Raw genomic sequence first — 15429 nt, forward strand, 5'->3', positions numbered from 1 at the left:
TCCTTTAACTATGATATTCTGTCTCTAGGGATTGTATGGGTTTCTCTACTCGGGTAAATCATCGGAGATTCCGTAACCTCGACGGGGCGACTGTCGAGGCCGAAACGCGGAGACGGGACCGGGATTAGGACCGAGGTCCCCGAACGCCGACCGCAACCGGCAAGGCCACAGCGGTCCAACCCCGCGCCGATGAACGTCCAGTTCCGCGACCGGTCGGCGTATCTCCCCGCCGAGGAGGTCCTCGTCGTCGCAGACCTCCACGTCGGCCGGGACGCCGAGTCCGCGGTCGAACTCCCGCTGGGCGAGCGCGAGGACCTGACCGAGCGACTGGCGGGCCTCCTCGCCGAGTTCGGTCCCACAGCGGTCGTCGTGGCCGGCGACCTCCTCCACGCCTTCGACGGCGTGCCCGAGGGCGTCCGCGAGACGGTGGCCGCGCTCTGCGAAACCGTCGAGGCCGCGGGCGCGCAACTGGTCGTCGTCCGCGGGAACCACGATTCGATGCTCGACGCGGTGGTTGGCGAGCAGGCGGCGGAGTCGGTCGGCGTTACGACCGTCGAGGAGTACCGCCTCGGCGACACGCTCGTCCTCCACGGCCACGCCGACCCCGAGGCCGACGCCGACCGCTACCTCGTGGGCCACGACCACCCGGCAATCGAAATCGAGGGCCGGAGGCATCCGTGTCTCCTCTACGGCGAAGGGACCTACCGCGGCGCGGACGTAGTGATGCTCCCGGCGTTCAACCGCCTCGCGCCCGGCGCGACGGTCAACGGGATGCGGGCGCGGGACTTCCAGTCGCCGCTGGTGACGGACGCGGATTCGTTACGGCCGGTGGTCTGGGACTCTGAGAGCGAGGAGGTGCTTTCGTTTCCGCCGCTTGGCGAGTTTCGACGGATGCTCTGAGTTGGTGGAGATGGCGGTGTTCAGATACGTGCGGCCAACCACGTGTTTCGCCCGGTGGAGCAATCGACCTCCTTGGCGGACTGAAAGGGCGAGCGCGGTTCGCGCCCGAAGGGCGTGGTCGTCTCAGCCGACCCCTATCCGTCGCAACGACGTCCGTCGGATATGTCGCTGAGCGACCGCGAACCGCGCGAGGGCTTTCGAAACCATCGTTGTTCCTCTCACAGCGTATTTGAATATTACCGGTGGAGACTCTGGATTTGTGATTTGTATCGCGGTCGTGGAACCACGGAGAATGTCGAGAAAAAGCTAGCTTCAGGCTTGAGCATCGCCGTTTCTCGCACCGCCCCGCACAGCACTGCAACCGCGAACCACACCCTCCCCAACCGATTGCGTTGCTCGTCGCTTCGCTCCTGCGCTACTCACCCACCGGCAGACAAACCGCGTCTGCCGAGCAGTCGGTCGTCGTCCGAGAGCGACGCTCTCGTGATCACGAAAATCTTCGATTTTCGAACGACTACGCTCCCGACGACCTCGCGCGACAATGGCGCGGCGATAAAACGCCGCGCCAGCACGCGCCGAGGTGAAACGGTCAGTTAGCTCCGAGCAGAGCTGATACGTCCGTTCAACGTTCTCAGAGGTCCAAATCGAAGTCCTCGGCCACGCGCTTCGCCGCGGTCCGGCCGCTCATCATCGCGGCATTCAGCGACGAGGCGTCGGTGTACTCGCCGGCGAGGTAGACCGGCCCCTCCGGCGCTCGCACGTCCGGCAGGCGGTCGTGAATACCCGGCGGTTGGGCGAACTGCGCGAACTCCACCCTGCTGGTGTGCAGGAGGTCCAAATCGAATCGCCGCTCGGGATACCACGATTCGAGGGTCCGGGCGGTGCGTTCTGCGAGGACCTCATCGGGGTCGTCGGGCACCCCGAGGTAGGTCGCGCTCAGGAGGGTCCGGTCCTCCGGGGCGTACTCCGGAGCAACCGCCGAGAGTTGGGCGATTTGGTTCGGGGCGTCTCCGTCCTTGACCTCGGCCCCGTCCTCCTCGGCGTTGAGCAGGAGGCGCTTGCCGCAGTCGAGTTCCGGCCCGTCGAACGCCAGATACTGGGTGACACACCCCTTGGCCTCGGTCGGAATCGACTCGACACCGGTCAACTCGCGGGCCTGCTTGGGGTCGGTTGCGACCACTACGGCGTCGGCGCTCAAAGACTCCCGGCCGAGTTCGATTTCCGGGTCGCCTGAACGGGCGTCCAGACCAGTCACGGTCTCGTCGGTCACGAGTTCGACGCCGGCCTCGCGGGCCGAGTCGGCCAACTGCTCGCTGATTGCGGCCATCCCGCGGGCCGGGACCGCGATGCGCCCGACCGTCAGCATCTTGAAGGTGAACTCGAAGACCTTCTTCGAGGTGCCCAGACTCCGGTCCAAGGTGATGCCGCCGTAGAAGGGCGCGGCGAAGTTTCGCAGGAACTTTTCGGAGAACCCGCGGTCACGGAGGTACTCGCTGGTCGATTGGTCGCGTCCACCGAAAATCTCGCGGTCGGACTTCTCGGCCATCTCGGTGCGAAGTCGGTACACCTCCAGTTTGTCCCGGAGGGTCACGTCCCGGTTCAGCGCGGTTTCGAGCGCGGCGTCCACGTCCCGGAAGGGGTCGCCCAGCGTCGAGCGGTGGTCGGGCCGGGCCACCACCGCACCGGGCTTGAAGTACCGGAGGTCCAGCGCGTCGAAGTCCAACTCGCGCTTGACAGCGGGATACGCGGTGAAAAGCACCTGAAACCCGCGGTCGAAGACGTATCCGTCCCGGCGGAGCGACCGCACCCGCCCGCCGGGTTCGTGGTGTCGCTCGTAGAGTCGAACGTCAGCGCCCGCGTCGGCGAGGTGACGCCCAGCGACGAGTCCGGCCAGTCCACCGCCAGCGACGACGACTTCGGTCATGCTCGGGATTTCGGGCGCACGCCACAAATTTTTGCTGTTCGGGCCGGGCGGGAAATCGCCGACAACACCTAAGGTATGGTCCGTCGTACCAATCTGCATGTCACGAGAAGTCAAACTGAGCCGAATCGACTCGACGCTGACCGACCTCTCGTACCCCGTCAGTCGGGAGGTTGCGGCCGAGTCGTTCGAGGACGTCACCGTCACCTTCGCCGACGGCGAGGCCAACTTGGGGGAACTCATCTCGGAGACGCCCGCCGACGAGTTCGCGTCCTTCGAGGAGCTACGCGACGAAATCAACAACACGCTTCCGCGAGAGGCCGTCGGCGAACCCTATCAGTCGGAAGGCGAGGGATAGCCGACCTGAGTCGCCCGAATCGACGAAGCACGGGGCTTAACTTGCCTCGTCGGCTACCCCGTGACAACAATGGAGTTCTGTGACGAGTGCGGTTCGATGATGAAAGCCGAGGACGAGCTTTGGGTCTGCGGTAGCTGTGACAACAAGACGCCGAAGGACCCCGACGCCAACTACGTCGTGACCGAGGACCAAGAGGTCAGCGAGGTCATCGAGACCGGCGACGAGGAGAACACCGCCCTGCCGACCACCGAGGCCCACTGCCCGGAGTGTGGCAACGACCGCGCCCGGTGGTACATGCAACAGATTCGCGCCGCCGACGAGAGCGAGACGCGCTTCTTCATCTGTACCGAGTGCGAACACAAGTGGCGCGAAGACGATAACTAGCGACCTTTTTATTGCGAGAGCAGTCGCCGCGGGCGACTGCTCTCGATAAAAAGCTCGACCAAAAACACGGCGTCACCCCCTCACTCGGACCTCGCTTCGCTCGGACCTCGTTCGAGGGATTCCTTGGTCCGCTCGCTCGGTCGCTACGCTCCCTCGCTCGCGGTAGAACTGCTAGCGTGTGGGGAGTAGTTGGTGCGCGAGCCGGAGGCTCGCTGTGACAGCGTGATTCAGGTTCGCTCTGGGCTACCCCACGACCTGCCGAACCCGGCCCTTGCCCTCTTTGACGACGTACTTCAGCACGTCGCCGCCCTCCGGGAGCGAGTAGAGGTCCCCGAGGACCTCGGGCGACTGGGGTTCGACACCCCGCGAGACGTTGCTGATGCCCTTGACCAGCACGTCGTCGGAAACCGCGTAGAGGCGTTTCCGGACCGCCGACCACGTGGGGGCGTCGGCGATGTCTACCGGTTCGTAGGCCGTGATTTCCCCGGCGTCGAGCGATTCCGAGAGGCGCTGGAGGGTCACGCCGGCGGTGTCCTCGTCGTGGAGGTACTCCCAGAAGCCCGAGGGCATCCCGCGGTACTCCCGCAAGTCGCCGTGGTGAAAGCTCAGGACGCCGTACTCGGGCGCGTCCAGCACGTCGCCTTTCAGGATGCCGAACCCGAACCGGACTGCCACGTCGGCCTCGGCGACTCGTTCGACCGCGTGGTCGGGCAGGACGTTGCCGAAGTCCGACGCGGGTTCGGGTTCGACCGCCAGCGTCTCTGGGTCGCCGAGGCCAGCGATGGCGTCGAGCGCGACCGGTTCGCGGTAGGCCGGTCGGTCGCTGAACTGGACCGCCGCGCCGACCGGGGTCCAGAGGGGGTACTCTCTGGCGCGCTGGAGGTAGTGGCCGAGTCCGCCCGACCCGCCCGACTCGGCGTTCATCACGACGTGGGACACGTCGGCGTCTGTCCGTTCGACCATCGCCTCGATTGCGCGGGCCTGCCACGCCGGCACGTCGGTACCTCTGACGAGGAGTGCGACTGAAAGCGTCTCTGACATGAGAGTCGTCGTCCCCGGAAACGACCGACTTCGGCTTTGTTATGGGGCTACTGACTCGGGGTTTCCGCGGCCTAACCGGGAGGTGGTGGCGGTCGGCGGCCCTGCGACATGCCGGTTCCGAAGAACGAACTTCGACGGACGACCCGTCTCGAATGCGGGTTGGAGCCAACTACACCATTCTCTAGCCATCAAATACACTTCCAAAACAATTGAAAACGTGTTTCAGACGAAACGGGCGACCGCTCCGGGAATGCCCGGTGACGCCCGGCCCAACGAGTCAGGGCCGACGCGCGAACGTCAGATAGCCCGTGTGGCCGACGCCAGCGGTCGAGGGCCGCGAGCCTCGGTCGTCGAAGTCCATCCGGCGCTGGATGGTTTCGAGCGTCTCGATGTCGGTGAGACCGGCCTCGCGGGCGGACTCCACCACGTCGCGGGTGTGTTCCACGAACGGCGAGTAGACCGCGAGGAAGCCACCGCGGACCAGTAGGTCAGGCGCGTGGGCGACGACTTCGGGCGCGTCCTCGGTGTCGAGGGTCAGCACGTCGAACTGTCCGAGGTCGGCGCGAGCGTCCTCGTCGGTAATCTCCTCGGTCACGTCGCCGGCGCGAACCTCCACCGTGTCGGCCACGTCGGCCAGTTCCATGTTCCTGCGGGCGACCTCGGCGAAGTCCGGGTCGCGCTCGTAGGTCGTCACGTCCGCACCCATTCGGCCCAGATAAGCCGAGAGGACGCCCGTCCCGGTCCCGGCGTCCAGCACTCGGTCCCCGGCGCAGAGGCCGGTGTGACCCACGATGAGGCCCACGTCGCGGGGCATCATCGGCGCGCCGGTGCGCTCGAAGTGGTTGAACAGGTCGGGACCGCGCAGACCGCGGACCTCGAACGGTTCGCCCAAGTGGGTTTCGAGCGTCTGGCCGGGTTCGACGTCCTCGGGCACGTCGAGGACCCCGAGGTCGGTCTGGAGTTCGTCGCCGGGTTCCCGGAGATACTCCCGGTCGCCGTGAACCAGCAGGACCGTCACTCTAGGCGCTCGACTGCGGCCGCGAGGTCGCCGTCGGTCGCTTCGAGGGCCTCGCGGGCGTCGGCTTCGGTCACGCTCGCTCGTTGCGCGACGATTTCTACGTCGGCGTCGGGAATCCCGGACGAACCGGCGTTACTCTCGTCGCCGGATTCGACCGCGCTGGCCCCGCCCGAACCGGCCTCGCGGGTCTCGGGTTCGCCGACGACCTGATAGGTCTCCTGCCCGCGGGCGTCCATCACGGTGATGTCGGGATTGTCGAAGACGAGTTGCTCGCCGTCGCTTTTGGTGATGACGACCTCCTCGGCGTCGAGTTCGTCTACGTCGATACCCATCTGCTTCATCATCTGCTTCATCTTGCGAGGGTCGAGTCCCCCGCCGCCTCCTCCGAACATACTCAAGCCGTCGGAGCGTGAAGAAATAAGGTTGGCGGACCAGTCGCGTCGGACTGCCCGAACGCCGGGCCTCGGCGCTCCGCTGTCGCCGGAGACCGACGAGGCCGTCGCCAACGCCATCTCGTCGCGGCCCCTCCGAATCGCCGACAGCTTTCTTGTCTCGGCCGTCGAGGAGCACCCATGGCCCGATGGGCCGCACTCGCCGTCGCGGTTTCGCTCGTCCTCTTGCTCGCACTCGGTCTCTCGGCGCTCCCCGTCCCCGCACAGGAGGGCACCGTCACCGGCCGGCCGAACCTCTCGATGGAGATTCCGGACAACCGGGTCGAGACCGGCGAGACGGCGACGCTGTCGGCGTATCTCGTCAACGACGCCCGCGTCTTCCGGGGCGGCGACCCGCGAACCGAGGAGCGCGTCACCACCGCCCGCTCGGTCTCGGTCCGGCCTCGGACCGACGCCTTCTCGAATCGACTGGCCCGCAGTCTCGAATTCCGGACCGAGCGCGTGTCGGTCGGCACCGTTCCCGCGGGGGTCACGGGGCCGGTCGAGTTCCGGGTCGCGGTCGGCGAGTCGCTCCCGCCCGGCAGGTATCAGGTCCCGTTCGCAGTGACCTACTCTTACGTCGCCTTCGTCCGAGCGAACGAGTCGGCGGTCGTTCGGACCAGAACCGAGACCCTGACCGCGACGCTCGTCGTGGCGGGTCGCCCGCGTCTCCGACTCACCGCCGCGCCGAATCAGTCGCTGTCGCCCGGCGAGAGCAGGGTCGTCCGCTTCGCGGTCACGAACGTCGGGAGCGCGAGCGCCTCCGAAGTGGGGGTTCGGCTCTCGGCCGACAACGGGTCGGTCTACTTCGGGACGCGACTCGACCGCCAGTCGTCGGTCGGATTCTACGTCCCGTCGCTCGCGCCGGGCGAGAGCGAGACGCTCGCGGTCAGGATGGGGGCCGACGACGCCGCGCTGTCGGGGACGTATCTCGTCGCGGGGAGCGCGACCTTCCGGGACGAGTCCGGAGCGACACGGAAAGAGACGTGGCTCGCGGCCGGGATAGCGGTCGGCAACGGTACGCCGCCGGAACAGCGACGTTACTCGTCGCCAGCGCCCTCGCGGACCATCACCGCCATCCCGGTGTCGAAGTCGGCCATCGCGTCGGCCGAGAGTTCCGCCCGCCCGACCCCGAGGAGCGCGCCCTCCTCGTGGACGATAGCCACCTCGTCGCCGGGGCGAATCTCGGGACCGACCGCGGAGACGAACTTAGCGAAGACGTTCTTGCCCTCGCGGACGAACGGTTCGCTCTCGTCGCCGACCACGACCCGACCCGCCGGACCAGACAGCGCGTCCGCGATTCGCCGTCCGCCGGCGAGGCCGAGCGTGAATCGCCCGTCGGTACCGTAGGTGACGAGGCGACCCTCGTCGGCCATCACCTGCTGGGGCCGGCCCGACGAGGACCGCTTGATTTCGAGGCGCTCGTCGTCGGGGAACAGCGCCGTGCCGACGCCCGCCCCGAACTGGTAGTCGGCCACGGTCCGGAGTCGCGGGAGGTCGTCCGGCACGCCGCCGTCGTCGCTCGTACTCATTGCCCGGAATTTCGCGTCGCCCGGCGAAAAGCCTTCGTTCTCGGGTTCGGAGCGGCGGGGACCGACGCCGGGCGGAGCGCCGAGACCAATTGTGGAACGATACCATGAGAACAGATACCTAAAAACAATTTAACGATTAATCATAATATTAGCCGGCGATTACGGTTTGATTTATAATCTTGGAGCGTCTACGGTCGGTTACAATGAAAGCAAACCTCGGTCTGGCGCTCGTGCTGGTGGCCGGCCTCGCCATTTTCGCAGTCGCCGCTACCCAGTCGTTCACGACTAACGTCCTGTCGGCCGTCGCCGTCCTCGTCATGGCCGGCGGCGCGCTCCTGAGCGGCACCGCCGACGAAGACGGCCGCCCGGTCTAATCCGTCGCTTCGGTGGTTCAGAGTAGGAACGTATCGGGTCGCTCGGACATATCAACGAACGAATCGGCGGCCTGAATCAGTTCTTCCGACGTGGACTCCTCGAAGCTAGTGACTTCCGTCCGGACGCCCTCGTGGCGGAGGTGCGAGCAGAGCCGCGAGAAGTCGCCGTCGCCGGTACACAGGATAATCGTATCGACGTGATTCGCCAGCGTCACGGCGTCTAAGCTCATTCCCACGTCCCAGTCGGCCTTCTTCGAACCGTCGCCGAACGTCTTGAGTTCCTTGATTTTGGTCTCGAAGCCGATGTCGCCGAGCGCGTCGAAGAATCGCTCCTCGTCGGGGCTGTCGGCCTGAATCACGTAGGCGATGGCTCGGGTCAGCTCCCGACCCTGCACCGATTTTTCCAAAATAGCTGAATAGTCGATGTTCCGACTGTAGACGCTCTGTGCGGTATGATAGAGGTTCTGAGCGTCTGCGAGGACCGCAACCCGCTGGTTGGGGTGTATTTCGGTCATAAGCTACACTTCGAACCTCCTGCGATAAAAACCCATGCCAACCTTTTACTGCGGTCGCTCGGCCCGGAATCGGGGGTTCTCGGCCCCCTCGCTGGGACCCGTCGATGAAAAGCACGGCCGGAGACGCGCTCTGACCCGCAACGGCCTCTGCGACCGCACCACGACCACCGACTGCAAGCCGCTACCGCGGTCCCGCAGGAGGAGCCATTCACTCCGTCGGCGTCTCGGGGTCGAGGACGTAGTATTGTTCCCACGCGGGCGCGAGGCTGACGACCCGAGTATCGCCGTACTCGGCCTCGACGTGGCGCTCGTGGTGGCTGACCAGACAGAAGTCGGGGTCGTCGGCGTGGGCGTCTCCGAGGACGAGCATCGCCGGATGTGCGGTCGGAACGGACCTAAACGCTGTGGCTGACGGAGGTCGCCCCCAAACAATCAAATTAATTCTATCTAAATCTATTTCATTGCTTAAAGGCACACATATATTTCCGAAGGCACTTTTCCCGTCTCCTGTAAACCGTATCAGGATACTTTTGTATGACGAATTCGTCGCTTTCGACGGATAGATGGCACCCGAGTCCGACGACGAGGAGGTCTTCCGAGAGGTCACCGAAGTCGAGGACCTCGTGGCCGAAGCGAACGAACTTCGGGAGTCGCCGTCGGCAGACGAACTTTTTACTGAGGCGTTCGAGTGGACTCGCCGGGACTCGAAAAAGAGCAATCGTGAACTCTCGGGCGAGCGCATCGAGATGAGTACGTCGGGAGTTCGACGGTTCTTCCGGTCGATTAGCGGCGTTGTCACCGGCGGAGACGAATCGTCTTCGTCCGACCCCTAATTCTGCAATTCTCGTCGCCGCAGTCTCGGTAGCGCGGACGTTGCTTACGAGGGCGGCGTCGTGTACGAGGACAGTTCCAGCGTCTCGGGGTTCAGATGGTAGTACCGCTCCTGTACCGGCGCGAGGCTAACGACGCGGGTGTTGTCGTAGGTCATCTCGGCGTGTTGGTGGTGGTGGCCGACCAGACACAACTGGGGTTCGACCGCCTCGATGAGTTCGTCGATGTACTGACATCCGACCTCGTAGTCCTCCGAGACCGGCAGGCCGTGCGGGGCCTCGTGGGTCAACAGCACGTCCACGTCCTCCAACTGCTTGACCGCCGCCACGTCGCCCCGGACGAAGTGTCGCCGGCGCTCGCCGTGGAGGTTCGGTCGCGGTCGTTCGTACTGCGTCGGCGCGAAGTTACCCGAGAGGCCCGCGATTCGCAGGCCTTCGACCTCCTCGACTGCACCGGCGAGGAGGTGGGCGTTTCGCACCGCGGAACTCTCGACCCGGCCGTGGCGGAGGGCGTCGATGGTGTCGAAGTCCTCGTTGTTGCCGGCGATGAAGTAGGTGGGAATCGGCAGGTCGTAGTGAAGCAAATCGCCTAACTGCAGAGCCACGTCCGCGTCGGCGGCCCGATAGGCGGCGAACAGCGCCCGCCGGTTGTCGGGGTCGTCGGCGTGAGCGTCTCCGAGAACGAGCATTAATCACGGATTCGGCCGGCGGAAAGATAAAACCGCGGTTCAAGCGGCGCTCGTCGGAGACCGTCGGCGCGTCACGGGCGATGCGCTCGGTCCTCGTCGCCGCGGTTCAGACGAGACGCCCCGCGACCAGCGCTGTGAATCCGAAGACCACCAGTCCGATGGCGTAGAAGAACAGTTTCAGGTCGGCAGAGATGGCCTCGGCGAAAGCGTCGTCCTCCACGGGGTCGGTGGTGGTGCCCAGCAGACCCGCCGAACCGAAGTTGGTCTTTATCGTTCCCATCCGGACGATGCCGGTGCCGCCCGCGACGAACAGCAAGAGGACGAGGCCGGCGGAGACGACGAGAACCTCCAAGACGGTGTGGTTGGTCAGCGCCGCGACGAGACCGGTCGCACCGCCGTAGACCACCGTGTAGCGCGCCCCGGACCGTGCCATGAGTTCTCAATCGACCATGACCGGTTTCGTATATGCTATCAAATAAATGTTCTCCGACGTGTGGCAGGTATCGCACGCGGCGGAAGGGTTAAGTTCGAGGGCGAAGGTTTGTCGCATATGCACTCCGACCGCACCGCGGCCGTTCGCGTCTCCTCGGCCAGCGGTGGGTCGGTCGGTTTTGCGGGGCTAAAACGCACAAAACGCTATCACCGACAGGCTTGAGGCGGGCGTAGCAACCCCGTCGCGGGCCGCACTCGTTTTTCGCACCGTTCACCAGTCAGCCTCGAATCGACCACCAGTCCGCAATCGACCATCCACCATGACACGCAGTAGCGAACCCTTCACCGGGGTCTACCCGGCGATGACGACCCCCTTCGACGCCGACGACAGTATCGACTTCGAACAACTCCGAACGGACGCCCGACGCCTCGCCGACGCCGGCGTAGACGGCTTGCTGGCCGTCGGTTCGACCGGTGAGAGCGCGACCCTCTCCCACGACGAACACGTCGAAGTCGTGGACGCCGTGACCGACGCTGTAGACGTACCAGTAATCGCGGGGTCCGGAAGTAACTCCACCCGCGAGGCCCTCGAACTCTCCCGGCGCTCGGCCGACGCCGGGGCCGACGCGCTTCTCCTCATCTCGCCGTACTACAACAAGCCCGAACCCGAGGGGATGGAGCGCCACTACCGGACCGTCGCCGACGAGGTGGACGTGCCCCAAATCGTCTACAACGTCCCCTCCCGAACCGGCCGCAACGTCGCCGTCGAAACCGCAGTCTCGCTCGCCGAACACGAGAACATCCGGGGCTACAAGGCCGCCAGCGGCGACCTGAACCGAATCGGCGAGGTCATCGAGCGCACCCGCGACGAGGAGTTCTCGGTCCTCTCTGGCGACGACTTCCTCACGCTTCCGCTACTCGCGCTCGGCGCGACCGGAACTATCAGCGTCACCGCGAACGTCGAACCCGAGCGCACCTCTGCGATGGTCGAGTCTGCGCGCTCCGGAAATCTCGCCGAGGCCCGCGAGATTCACGAGGACCTCGCGCCCCTCTGTCGCGCCCTCTTTACCGAGACCAACCCCATCCCGGTCAAGGAGGCGATGGAGATTCGGGGCTACGGCCCGGCACACCTGCGCTCGCCCCTGACGCGCCTCTCGGAGGCCCCGCGCGCAGAACTTGCAGGTATCCTCGGAGAGTTAGCCGACCAGCAGATTGGGGTACACCGATGACCGTCTCGATTGCAGTCACCGGCGCGACCGGCCAGATGGGCCGTGCAGTCCTCGAAACAGCCGATTCCCGCGCCGACGTGGAAGTCGCGTTCGCGGTCAACCGTGACGCCACCGACGCGAGTGAATCCGTCGCAGGCATCGCCGTCGAACCCGCCCGCGAGTTCGACGCCCTCCTCGCCGACCATCGCCCCGACGTTCTCGTGGACTTCACCGGTCCCGCGAGCAGTCAGAACTACGTCGCGGTGGCCACCGAGGCCGGCGTGGCCAGCGTGGTCGGCACGACCGGATTCGGCGACGAGGGCGAGCAGGCCCTCCGCGAGTTGGCCCAGTACGCGCCGGTTCTGAAGGCCGCGAACTTCGGCCGAGGAGTCCACGCCCTCGTCTCGGCAGTCGAGTCGGCAGTCGCCGACCTGCCGGGGTACGACGCGGAAGTCACCGAGACTCACCACAATCGAAAGCGAGACGCCCCGAGCGGGACCGCTAAGACGATTCTCGAAACCATCGAGGACGCGCGAGAGGAATCCGACCCCCAGCGCGTCCACGGCAGAGAGGGCGAGGCCCCCCGCGAGCAGGGCGAAATCGGCGTCCACGCCCGGCGTGCCGGGACCATCACCGGAGAACACGAGGTCCTCCTCGCAGGCAACCACGAGGAGGTCCGCCTGACCCACCGCGCCGAGGACCGCGGCGTCTTCGCCGAGGGTGCCCTCGACGCGGCGGTCTGGCTTGCGGACCGCGAACCGGGATGGTACGATTTCCCAGATGTCGTCGAAGGAGGTGACCAGTAGATGAGCCTCCAGTCCGAAATCGAGAACCTGTGGCACCGATACGACGACGGCGACCTCACCGCCGACTCGGCGGGCAGAGACGAGCGCGATTCCCTCGACGCGCTCCTCGGCGCGCTCGAAACCGGCGAGGTCCGGGCCGCAGAGCGAGACCAGAGCGGCGACTGGCAATCCAACGAGTGGGTCAAGCAGGGCATCCTGCTCAACTTCGGCCTGCGGAAAATCGCGGGCCGGGAGTACGGCGACGTGACCTACCACGACGTGCTTCCCCTCCGAGACACGAGCGACCTGCCCGACCGAGGCACCCGCAACACCCCCGACGGAACGGTCCTGCGCAGAGGGGCCTACGTCGGCGCAGACTGCATCATGATGAGTCCGAGTTTCGTCAACATCGGCGCGCACGTCGGCGACGGAACGCTCGTGGATTCGTGCGACACGGTTGGGTCCTGCGCCCAAATCGGCGCTGACGTGAAGTTAGGCGCGAACACCCTCATCGGCGGCGTGCTGGAACCCGTCGAGGACGCCCCGGTGGTCGTGGAAGACGGGGCCTCGCTCGGTGCTGGATGCCGAGTCACCTCGGGATTCGTCGTCGGCGAGAACTCGGTGGTCGGGGAGAACACCCTGCTGACGCCCCGAATCCCGGTCTACGACCTCGTGGACGACGAAATTCTCCACGGTCGCCTCCCGCCCGAGCGCCGGGCGTTCACCCGGTTCGTGGAGTCGTCGGTCGGCGACCACGACCTGTTCGAGGGCGGGGCCTACAAGCCCGCAGTCGTGGCGATGGACGTCGAGGCCGAGACGCTGGAAGCGACCGAGCGCGAGGAGGTCCTCCGAGAATGAGCGCCGAGCAGGTCCGAAATCCCCCGGTGCGCCGACTCGCCGACTGGTCCGCGAGTCGCCTCCGGGGCCTCGCCGACGAACACGGTACGCCTCTCTACGTGCTGGACTTGGACCGCGTGCGAGAGAACTACCGGCGAATGGCCGACGCCTTCCCCGAGGCCGAAATCTACTACGCCGGGAAGGCCAACACCGCCCGGCCGGTCCTCCAAGCCCTCGCCGACGAGGGGGCCGGCGTCGAGTGCGCCTCGGCGGGCGAGTTGGCCAGAGTCCTCGATGCCGGCGTCGAGGCCTCTCGCGTCCACTACACCGCGGTCAACCCGCCGGCCCGCGACCTCGACATCGCGGTCCAACTCGCAGACGACCACCCCGAACTGACCGTCACCGCAGGTGCGGAAGACACCCTCGACAGACTCGCCGAGCGCGGATACTCGGGCCGAATCTGTCTCCGGGTCAACCCCGGCGTCGGCGCGGGCCACCACGAGAAGGTGGCGACCGGCGCGGACGCTAAGTTCGGGGTGCCGGACAACCGGGCCGCCGATTTGCTGGAAGACGCCGCCGAGCGTTTTTCGGTGGTCGGCATCCACGCTCACGCCGGAAGCGGCATCTCGGGTGACGACCTCTCGGCCCACCGGGAACTGGTGGGTCGAATGGGCGAGTTGGCTCGGGAGGTCGAATCCCGCGGCCTCGGCCTCGAATTCGTGGACGTGGGCGGTGGCTTCGGCGTTCCCTATCGTTCCGACGAGGACCCACTCGATTTGGACGCAGTGGCCTCGGCGACCCGCGAGGCCCTCGGCGACATCTCGGCCGACCTCGCGGTCGAACCGGGCCGCTATCTGGTGGCCGACGCGGGAGTCTTGCTGACCGAGGTCAACACGGTCAAGGAGACACCGGAGAGCGTCGTGGTCGGCGTCGGCGCGGGGATGACCACACTCGCCCGCCCGGCCATCTATGACGCTCACCACGAGATTCGGAACCTCTCGGCCGAGGACGCTACGCGCCCGGACCGCGAGGTGACGGTCGCCGGGCCGGTCTGCGAGAGCGGCGACTCCTTCGGCGACTACTGGCTCCCCGACCCCGCCCGCAGAGACCTGCTGGCGGTGGGCAACGCGGGAGCCTACGGCTACGAGATGGCGAGTCAGTACAACTCCCGTCCCCGCCCGGCGTCGGTCGTCCTCTCGGGCGACGAGGCGCGACTGGCGCGGCGACGCGAAACGATTGCGGACGTGACGGCGGTCGAACTGGAGGAACAACGATGAGCATCGAATTCGAGAAGTACCACGGCACCGGCAACGATTTCGTAGTAGTAGACGCAAACGAGTACGTCCCCGACCGGGGCGCGTTCGCCAGAACAGTGTGCGACCGACGTGACGGCGTGAGCGTCGGCGGCGCGGCGGGCGACCAGAGCGAGTCCGTCGGCGCAGACGGAACACTCTTTCTGGCGCTCGAACCACAGTTCTCGCCGCCCCGAGTGGTGATGACGCTGGTCCAACCAGACGGTTCGACCGCAGAGATGTGTGGCAACGGCGCGAGATGCGCCGCCAAGTGGGCTGGCGAGGAGACCGGCGCGGACACCATCATGCTCGACACGCAGGCCGGGACCCGGCGGGCCGAACTCCGCGAGGGCGAGGTCACTATCGAGATGGGGCATCCCTCGTTTTCGCCGTGCGACGTACCGCTCGCAGACGACCGCGACGACTCCCTGCTGGAGGAGACCGTCGCGGGCCTCGAAGTGACCGCGGTGAATACGGGCGTCCCCCACGCCGTCGCCTTCGTCGAGGACGTGAACGAGGTGGACCTCGAAGCGGTCGCGCCCGAAGTCCGCCACGCTGAGGCCTTCCCGGAGGGTGCGAACGTCACGTTCGCGTCACCCCGGTCGGACGGCGGGTTCGACCAGCGAACCTACGAGCGCGGCGTCGAGGGCGAGACCCAATCGTGTGGCACCGGCGCGGTCGCAATCGGCGTCACGGCGCGACGACTCGGCAAGACCACCGCCGAGGAGATTCCGGTGTTCCCGCCGGGAGGACGCCTCGATGTCGGATTCCGGGACGGGCGGGCGACCCTGACCGGTCCGGTCGAACGCGAGTTCGAGGGCGAAGTGACCTCGACGCCGGACCCTCGGCACGTGAGCGAGGCATGATTCGGCGAGGAGACCC

The 15429-nt window shown here is 66.3% G+C and carries 19 protein-coding genes and 1 pseudogene; 11 read left to right on the forward strand and 9 right to left on the reverse strand.

Going from position 1 to position 15429, the window contains the following annotated elements:
- The first annotated feature begins 189 nt into the window (after positions 1–189).
- Positions 190–900, forward strand: a complete 711-nt coding sequence (locus P2T57_RS00150) for a metallophosphoesterase (RefSeq protein WP_276300449.1) — start codon at positions 190–192, stop codon at positions 898–900.
- 631 nt (positions 901–1531) lie between these two features.
- Here P2T57_RS00150 and P2T57_RS00155 read toward each other — a convergent pair.
- Complete coding sequence (locus tag P2T57_RS00155) at positions 1532–2824, reverse strand: NAD(P)/FAD-dependent oxidoreductase (RefSeq protein ID WP_276300450.1); 1293 nt, start codon at positions 2822–2824, stop codon at positions 1532–1534.
- Positions 2825–2921: 97 nt separating this feature from the next.
- On the opposite strand from P2T57_RS00155, the gene P2T57_RS00160 reads away from it, so the two are divergent.
- Both P2T57_RS00160 and P2T57_RS00165 read left to right on the forward strand, forming a co-directional pair.
- Positions 2922–3179 carry a DUF5789 family protein gene (locus P2T57_RS00160; protein WP_276300451.1) on the forward strand — a complete coding sequence of 86 codons (258 nt, stop codon included), beginning with the start codon at positions 2922–2924 and terminating at the stop codon, positions 3177–3179.
- Positions 3180–3248: 69 nt separating this feature from the next.
- Positions 3249–3563 carry a transcription factor S gene (locus P2T57_RS00165; protein ID WP_276300452.1) on the forward strand — a complete coding sequence of 105 codons (315 nt, stop codon included), beginning with the start codon at positions 3249–3251 and terminating at the stop codon, positions 3561–3563.
- A 243-nt stretch (positions 3564–3806) separates the two neighbouring features.
- Here P2T57_RS00165 and P2T57_RS00170 read toward each other — a convergent pair whose 3' ends face one another.
- The 3 genes from P2T57_RS00170 to P2T57_RS00180 all read right to left on the reverse strand — a co-directional run bounded on the left by P2T57_RS00170 (position 3807) and on the right by P2T57_RS00180 (position 6014).
- Positions 3807–4604 carry a formyltransferase family protein gene (locus P2T57_RS00170; RefSeq protein ID WP_276300453.1) on the reverse strand — a complete coding sequence of 266 codons (798 nt, stop codon included), beginning with the start codon at positions 4602–4604 and terminating at the stop codon, positions 3807–3809.
- A gap of 277 nt (positions 4605–4881) precedes the next feature.
- Positions 4882–5622 (reverse strand): tRNA (adenine-N1)-methyltransferase, encoded by a 741-nt coding sequence (locus P2T57_RS00175; RefSeq protein ID WP_276300454.1) that lies wholly within the window; start codon positions 5620–5622, stop codon positions 4882–4884.
- Positions 5619–6014, reverse strand: coding sequence for a nascent polypeptide-associated complex protein (locus tag P2T57_RS00180; RefSeq protein ID WP_276300455.1), 396 nt, complete (start codon positions 6012–6014; stop codon positions 5619–5621). Before P2T57_RS00180 ends, P2T57_RS00175 begins: the two co-directional genes overlap by 4 nt.
- Before the next feature lie 300 nt (positions 6015–6314).
- Between P2T57_RS00180 and P2T57_RS20280 the strand changes: the two are divergent.
- Positions 6315–6947 (forward strand): annotated as a pseudogene (locus tag P2T57_RS20280) (COG1361 family protein); the annotation flags it as partial.
- A 146-nt stretch (positions 6948–7093) separates the two neighbouring features.
- Here P2T57_RS20280 and P2T57_RS00185 read toward each other — a convergent pair.
- Positions 7094–7585 (reverse strand): PUA domain-containing protein, encoded by a 492-nt coding sequence (locus P2T57_RS00185; RefSeq protein ID WP_276300456.1) that lies wholly within the window; start codon positions 7583–7585, stop codon positions 7094–7096.
- Positions 7586–7788: 203 nt separating this feature from the next.
- Between P2T57_RS00185 and P2T57_RS00190 the strand changes: the two genes are divergently transcribed.
- Complete coding sequence (locus P2T57_RS00190; RefSeq protein WP_276300457.1) at positions 7789–7959, forward strand: hypothetical protein; 171 nt, start codon at positions 7789–7791, stop codon at positions 7957–7959.
- A 17-nt stretch (positions 7960–7976) separates the two neighbouring features.
- On the opposite strand, the gene P2T57_RS00195 is transcribed toward P2T57_RS00190, so the two are convergent.
- Positions 7977–8474, reverse strand: a complete 498-nt coding sequence (locus P2T57_RS00195; RefSeq protein ID WP_276300459.1) for a LabA-like NYN domain-containing protein — start codon at positions 8472–8474, stop codon at positions 7977–7979.
- A gap of 208 nt (positions 8475–8682) precedes the next feature.
- On the reverse strand, positions 8683–8844 hold the full coding sequence (locus P2T57_RS00200) for a hypothetical protein (protein WP_276300460.1): 162 nt from the start codon (positions 8842–8844) through the stop codon (positions 8683–8685).
- 193 nt (positions 8845–9037) lie between these two features.
- Between P2T57_RS00200 and P2T57_RS00205 the strand changes: the two genes are divergently transcribed.
- Entirely contained in the window at positions 9038–9307 is a 270-nt protein-coding gene (locus P2T57_RS00205) for a hypothetical protein (RefSeq protein ID WP_276300461.1), read from the forward strand.
- A 44-nt stretch (positions 9308–9351) separates the two neighbouring features.
- Here P2T57_RS00205 and P2T57_RS00210 read toward each other — a convergent pair whose 3' ends face one another.
- Both P2T57_RS00210 and P2T57_RS00215 read right to left on the reverse strand, forming a co-directional pair.
- Positions 9352–9993, reverse strand: coding sequence for a metallophosphoesterase family protein (locus P2T57_RS00210; protein WP_276300462.1), 642 nt, complete (start codon positions 9991–9993; stop codon positions 9352–9354).
- 106 nt (positions 9994–10099) lie between these two features.
- A complete protein-coding gene (locus P2T57_RS00215) occupies positions 10100–10426 on the reverse strand; it encodes a DUF8070 family membrane protein (protein ID WP_276300463.1) in 327 nt (108 codons plus the stop codon).
- A 319-nt stretch (positions 10427–10745) separates the two neighbouring features.
- Between P2T57_RS00215 and dapA the strand changes: the two genes are divergently transcribed.
- The 5 genes from dapA to dapF are packed head-to-tail and all read left to right on the forward strand — an operon-like array spanning position 10746 to position 15413.
- Positions 10746–11654, forward strand: a complete 909-nt coding sequence (dapA, locus tag P2T57_RS00220; protein WP_276300464.1) for a 4-hydroxy-tetrahydrodipicolinate synthase — start codon at positions 10746–10748, stop codon at positions 11652–11654.
- Positions 11651–12439, forward strand: a complete 789-nt coding sequence (dapB, locus tag P2T57_RS00225; protein WP_276300465.1) for a 4-hydroxy-tetrahydrodipicolinate reductase — start codon at positions 11651–11653, stop codon at positions 12437–12439. Before dapA ends, dapB begins: the two co-directional genes overlap by 4 nt.
- Positions 12440–13276 carry a 2,3,4,5-tetrahydropyridine-2,6-dicarboxylate N-succinyltransferase gene (locus tag P2T57_RS00230; protein ID WP_276300466.1) on the forward strand — a complete coding sequence of 279 codons (837 nt, stop codon included), beginning with the start codon at positions 12440–12442 and terminating at the stop codon, positions 13274–13276.
- Entirely contained in the window at positions 13273–14532 is a 1260-nt protein-coding gene (gene lysA, locus P2T57_RS00235; protein ID WP_276300467.1) for a diaminopimelate decarboxylase, read from the forward strand. Before P2T57_RS00230 ends, lysA begins: the two co-directional genes overlap by 4 nt.
- On the forward strand, positions 14529–15413 hold the full coding sequence (dapF, locus tag P2T57_RS00240) for a diaminopimelate epimerase (RefSeq protein ID WP_276300468.1): 885 nt from the start codon (positions 14529–14531) through the stop codon (positions 15411–15413). The genes lysA and dapF overlap by 4 nt, the downstream gene beginning before the upstream one ends.
- The last annotated feature ends 16 nt before the right edge of the window (positions 15414–15429 follow it).

The organism is Halorussus lipolyticus, assembly GCF_029338375.1.
In the GTDB taxonomy this organism is placed as follows: Archaea; Halobacteriota; Halobacteria; order Halobacteriales; family Haladaptataceae; genus Halorussus; species Halorussus lipolyticus.

Coding starts and splice junctions, on each gene's coding strand:
- dapF (WP_276300468.1), top strand. CDS start 14,529: ATGAGCATCGAATTCGAGAAGTACCACGGCACCGGCAACGATTTCGTA.
- P2T57_RS00205 (WP_276300461.1), top strand. CDS start 9,038: ATGGCACCCGAGTCCGACGACGAGGAGGTCTTCCGAGAGGTCACCGAA.
- dapA (WP_276300464.1), top strand. CDS start 10,746: ATGACACGCAGTAGCGAACCCTTCACCGGGGTCTACCCGGCGATGACG.
- P2T57_RS00230 (WP_276300466.1), top strand. CDS start 12,440: ATGAGCCTCCAGTCCGAAATCGAGAACCTGTGGCACCGATACGACGAC.
- P2T57_RS00210 (WP_276300462.1), bottom strand. CDS start 9,993: ATGCTCGTTCTCGGAGACGCTCACGCCGACGACCCCGACAACCGGCGG.
- P2T57_RS00200 (WP_276300460.1), bottom strand. CDS start 8,844: ATGCTCGTCCTCGGAGACGCCCACGCCGACGACCCCGACTTCTGTCTG.
- P2T57_RS00170 (WP_276300453.1), bottom strand. CDS start 4,604: ATGTCAGAGACGCTTTCAGTCGCACTCCTCGTCAGAGGTACCGACGTG.
- P2T57_RS00215 (WP_276300463.1), bottom strand. CDS start 10,426: ATGGCACGGTCCGGGGCGCGCTACACGGTGGTCTACGGCGGTGCGACC.
- P2T57_RS00185 (WP_276300456.1), bottom strand. CDS start 7,585: ATGAGTACGAGCGACGACGGCGGCGTGCCGGACGACCTCCCGCGACTC.
- P2T57_RS00195 (WP_276300459.1), bottom strand. CDS start 8,474: ATGACCGAAATACACCCCAACCAGCGGGTTGCGGTCCTCGCAGACGCT.
- P2T57_RS00155 (WP_276300450.1), bottom strand. CDS start 2,824: ATGACCGAAGTCGTCGTCGCTGGCGGTGGACTGGCCGGACTCGTCGCT.
- P2T57_RS00160 (WP_276300451.1), top strand. CDS start 2,922: ATGTCACGAGAAGTCAAACTGAGCCGAATCGACTCGACGCTGACCGAC.
- dapB (WP_276300465.1), top strand. CDS start 11,651: ATGACCGTCTCGATTGCAGTCACCGGCGCGACCGGCCAGATGGGCCGT.
- P2T57_RS00150 (WP_276300449.1), top strand. CDS start 190: ATGAACGTCCAGTTCCGCGACCGGTCGGCGTATCTCCCCGCCGAGGAG.
- P2T57_RS00190 (WP_276300457.1), top strand. CDS start 7,789: ATGAAAGCAAACCTCGGTCTGGCGCTCGTGCTGGTGGCCGGCCTCGCC.
- lysA (WP_276300467.1), top strand. CDS start 13,273: ATGAGCGCCGAGCAGGTCCGAAATCCCCCGGTGCGCCGACTCGCCGAC.
- P2T57_RS00165 (WP_276300452.1), top strand. CDS start 3,249: ATGGAGTTCTGTGACGAGTGCGGTTCGATGATGAAAGCCGAGGACGAG.
- P2T57_RS00180 (WP_276300455.1), bottom strand. CDS start 6,014: ATGTTCGGAGGAGGCGGCGGGGGACTCGACCCTCGCAAGATGAAGCAG.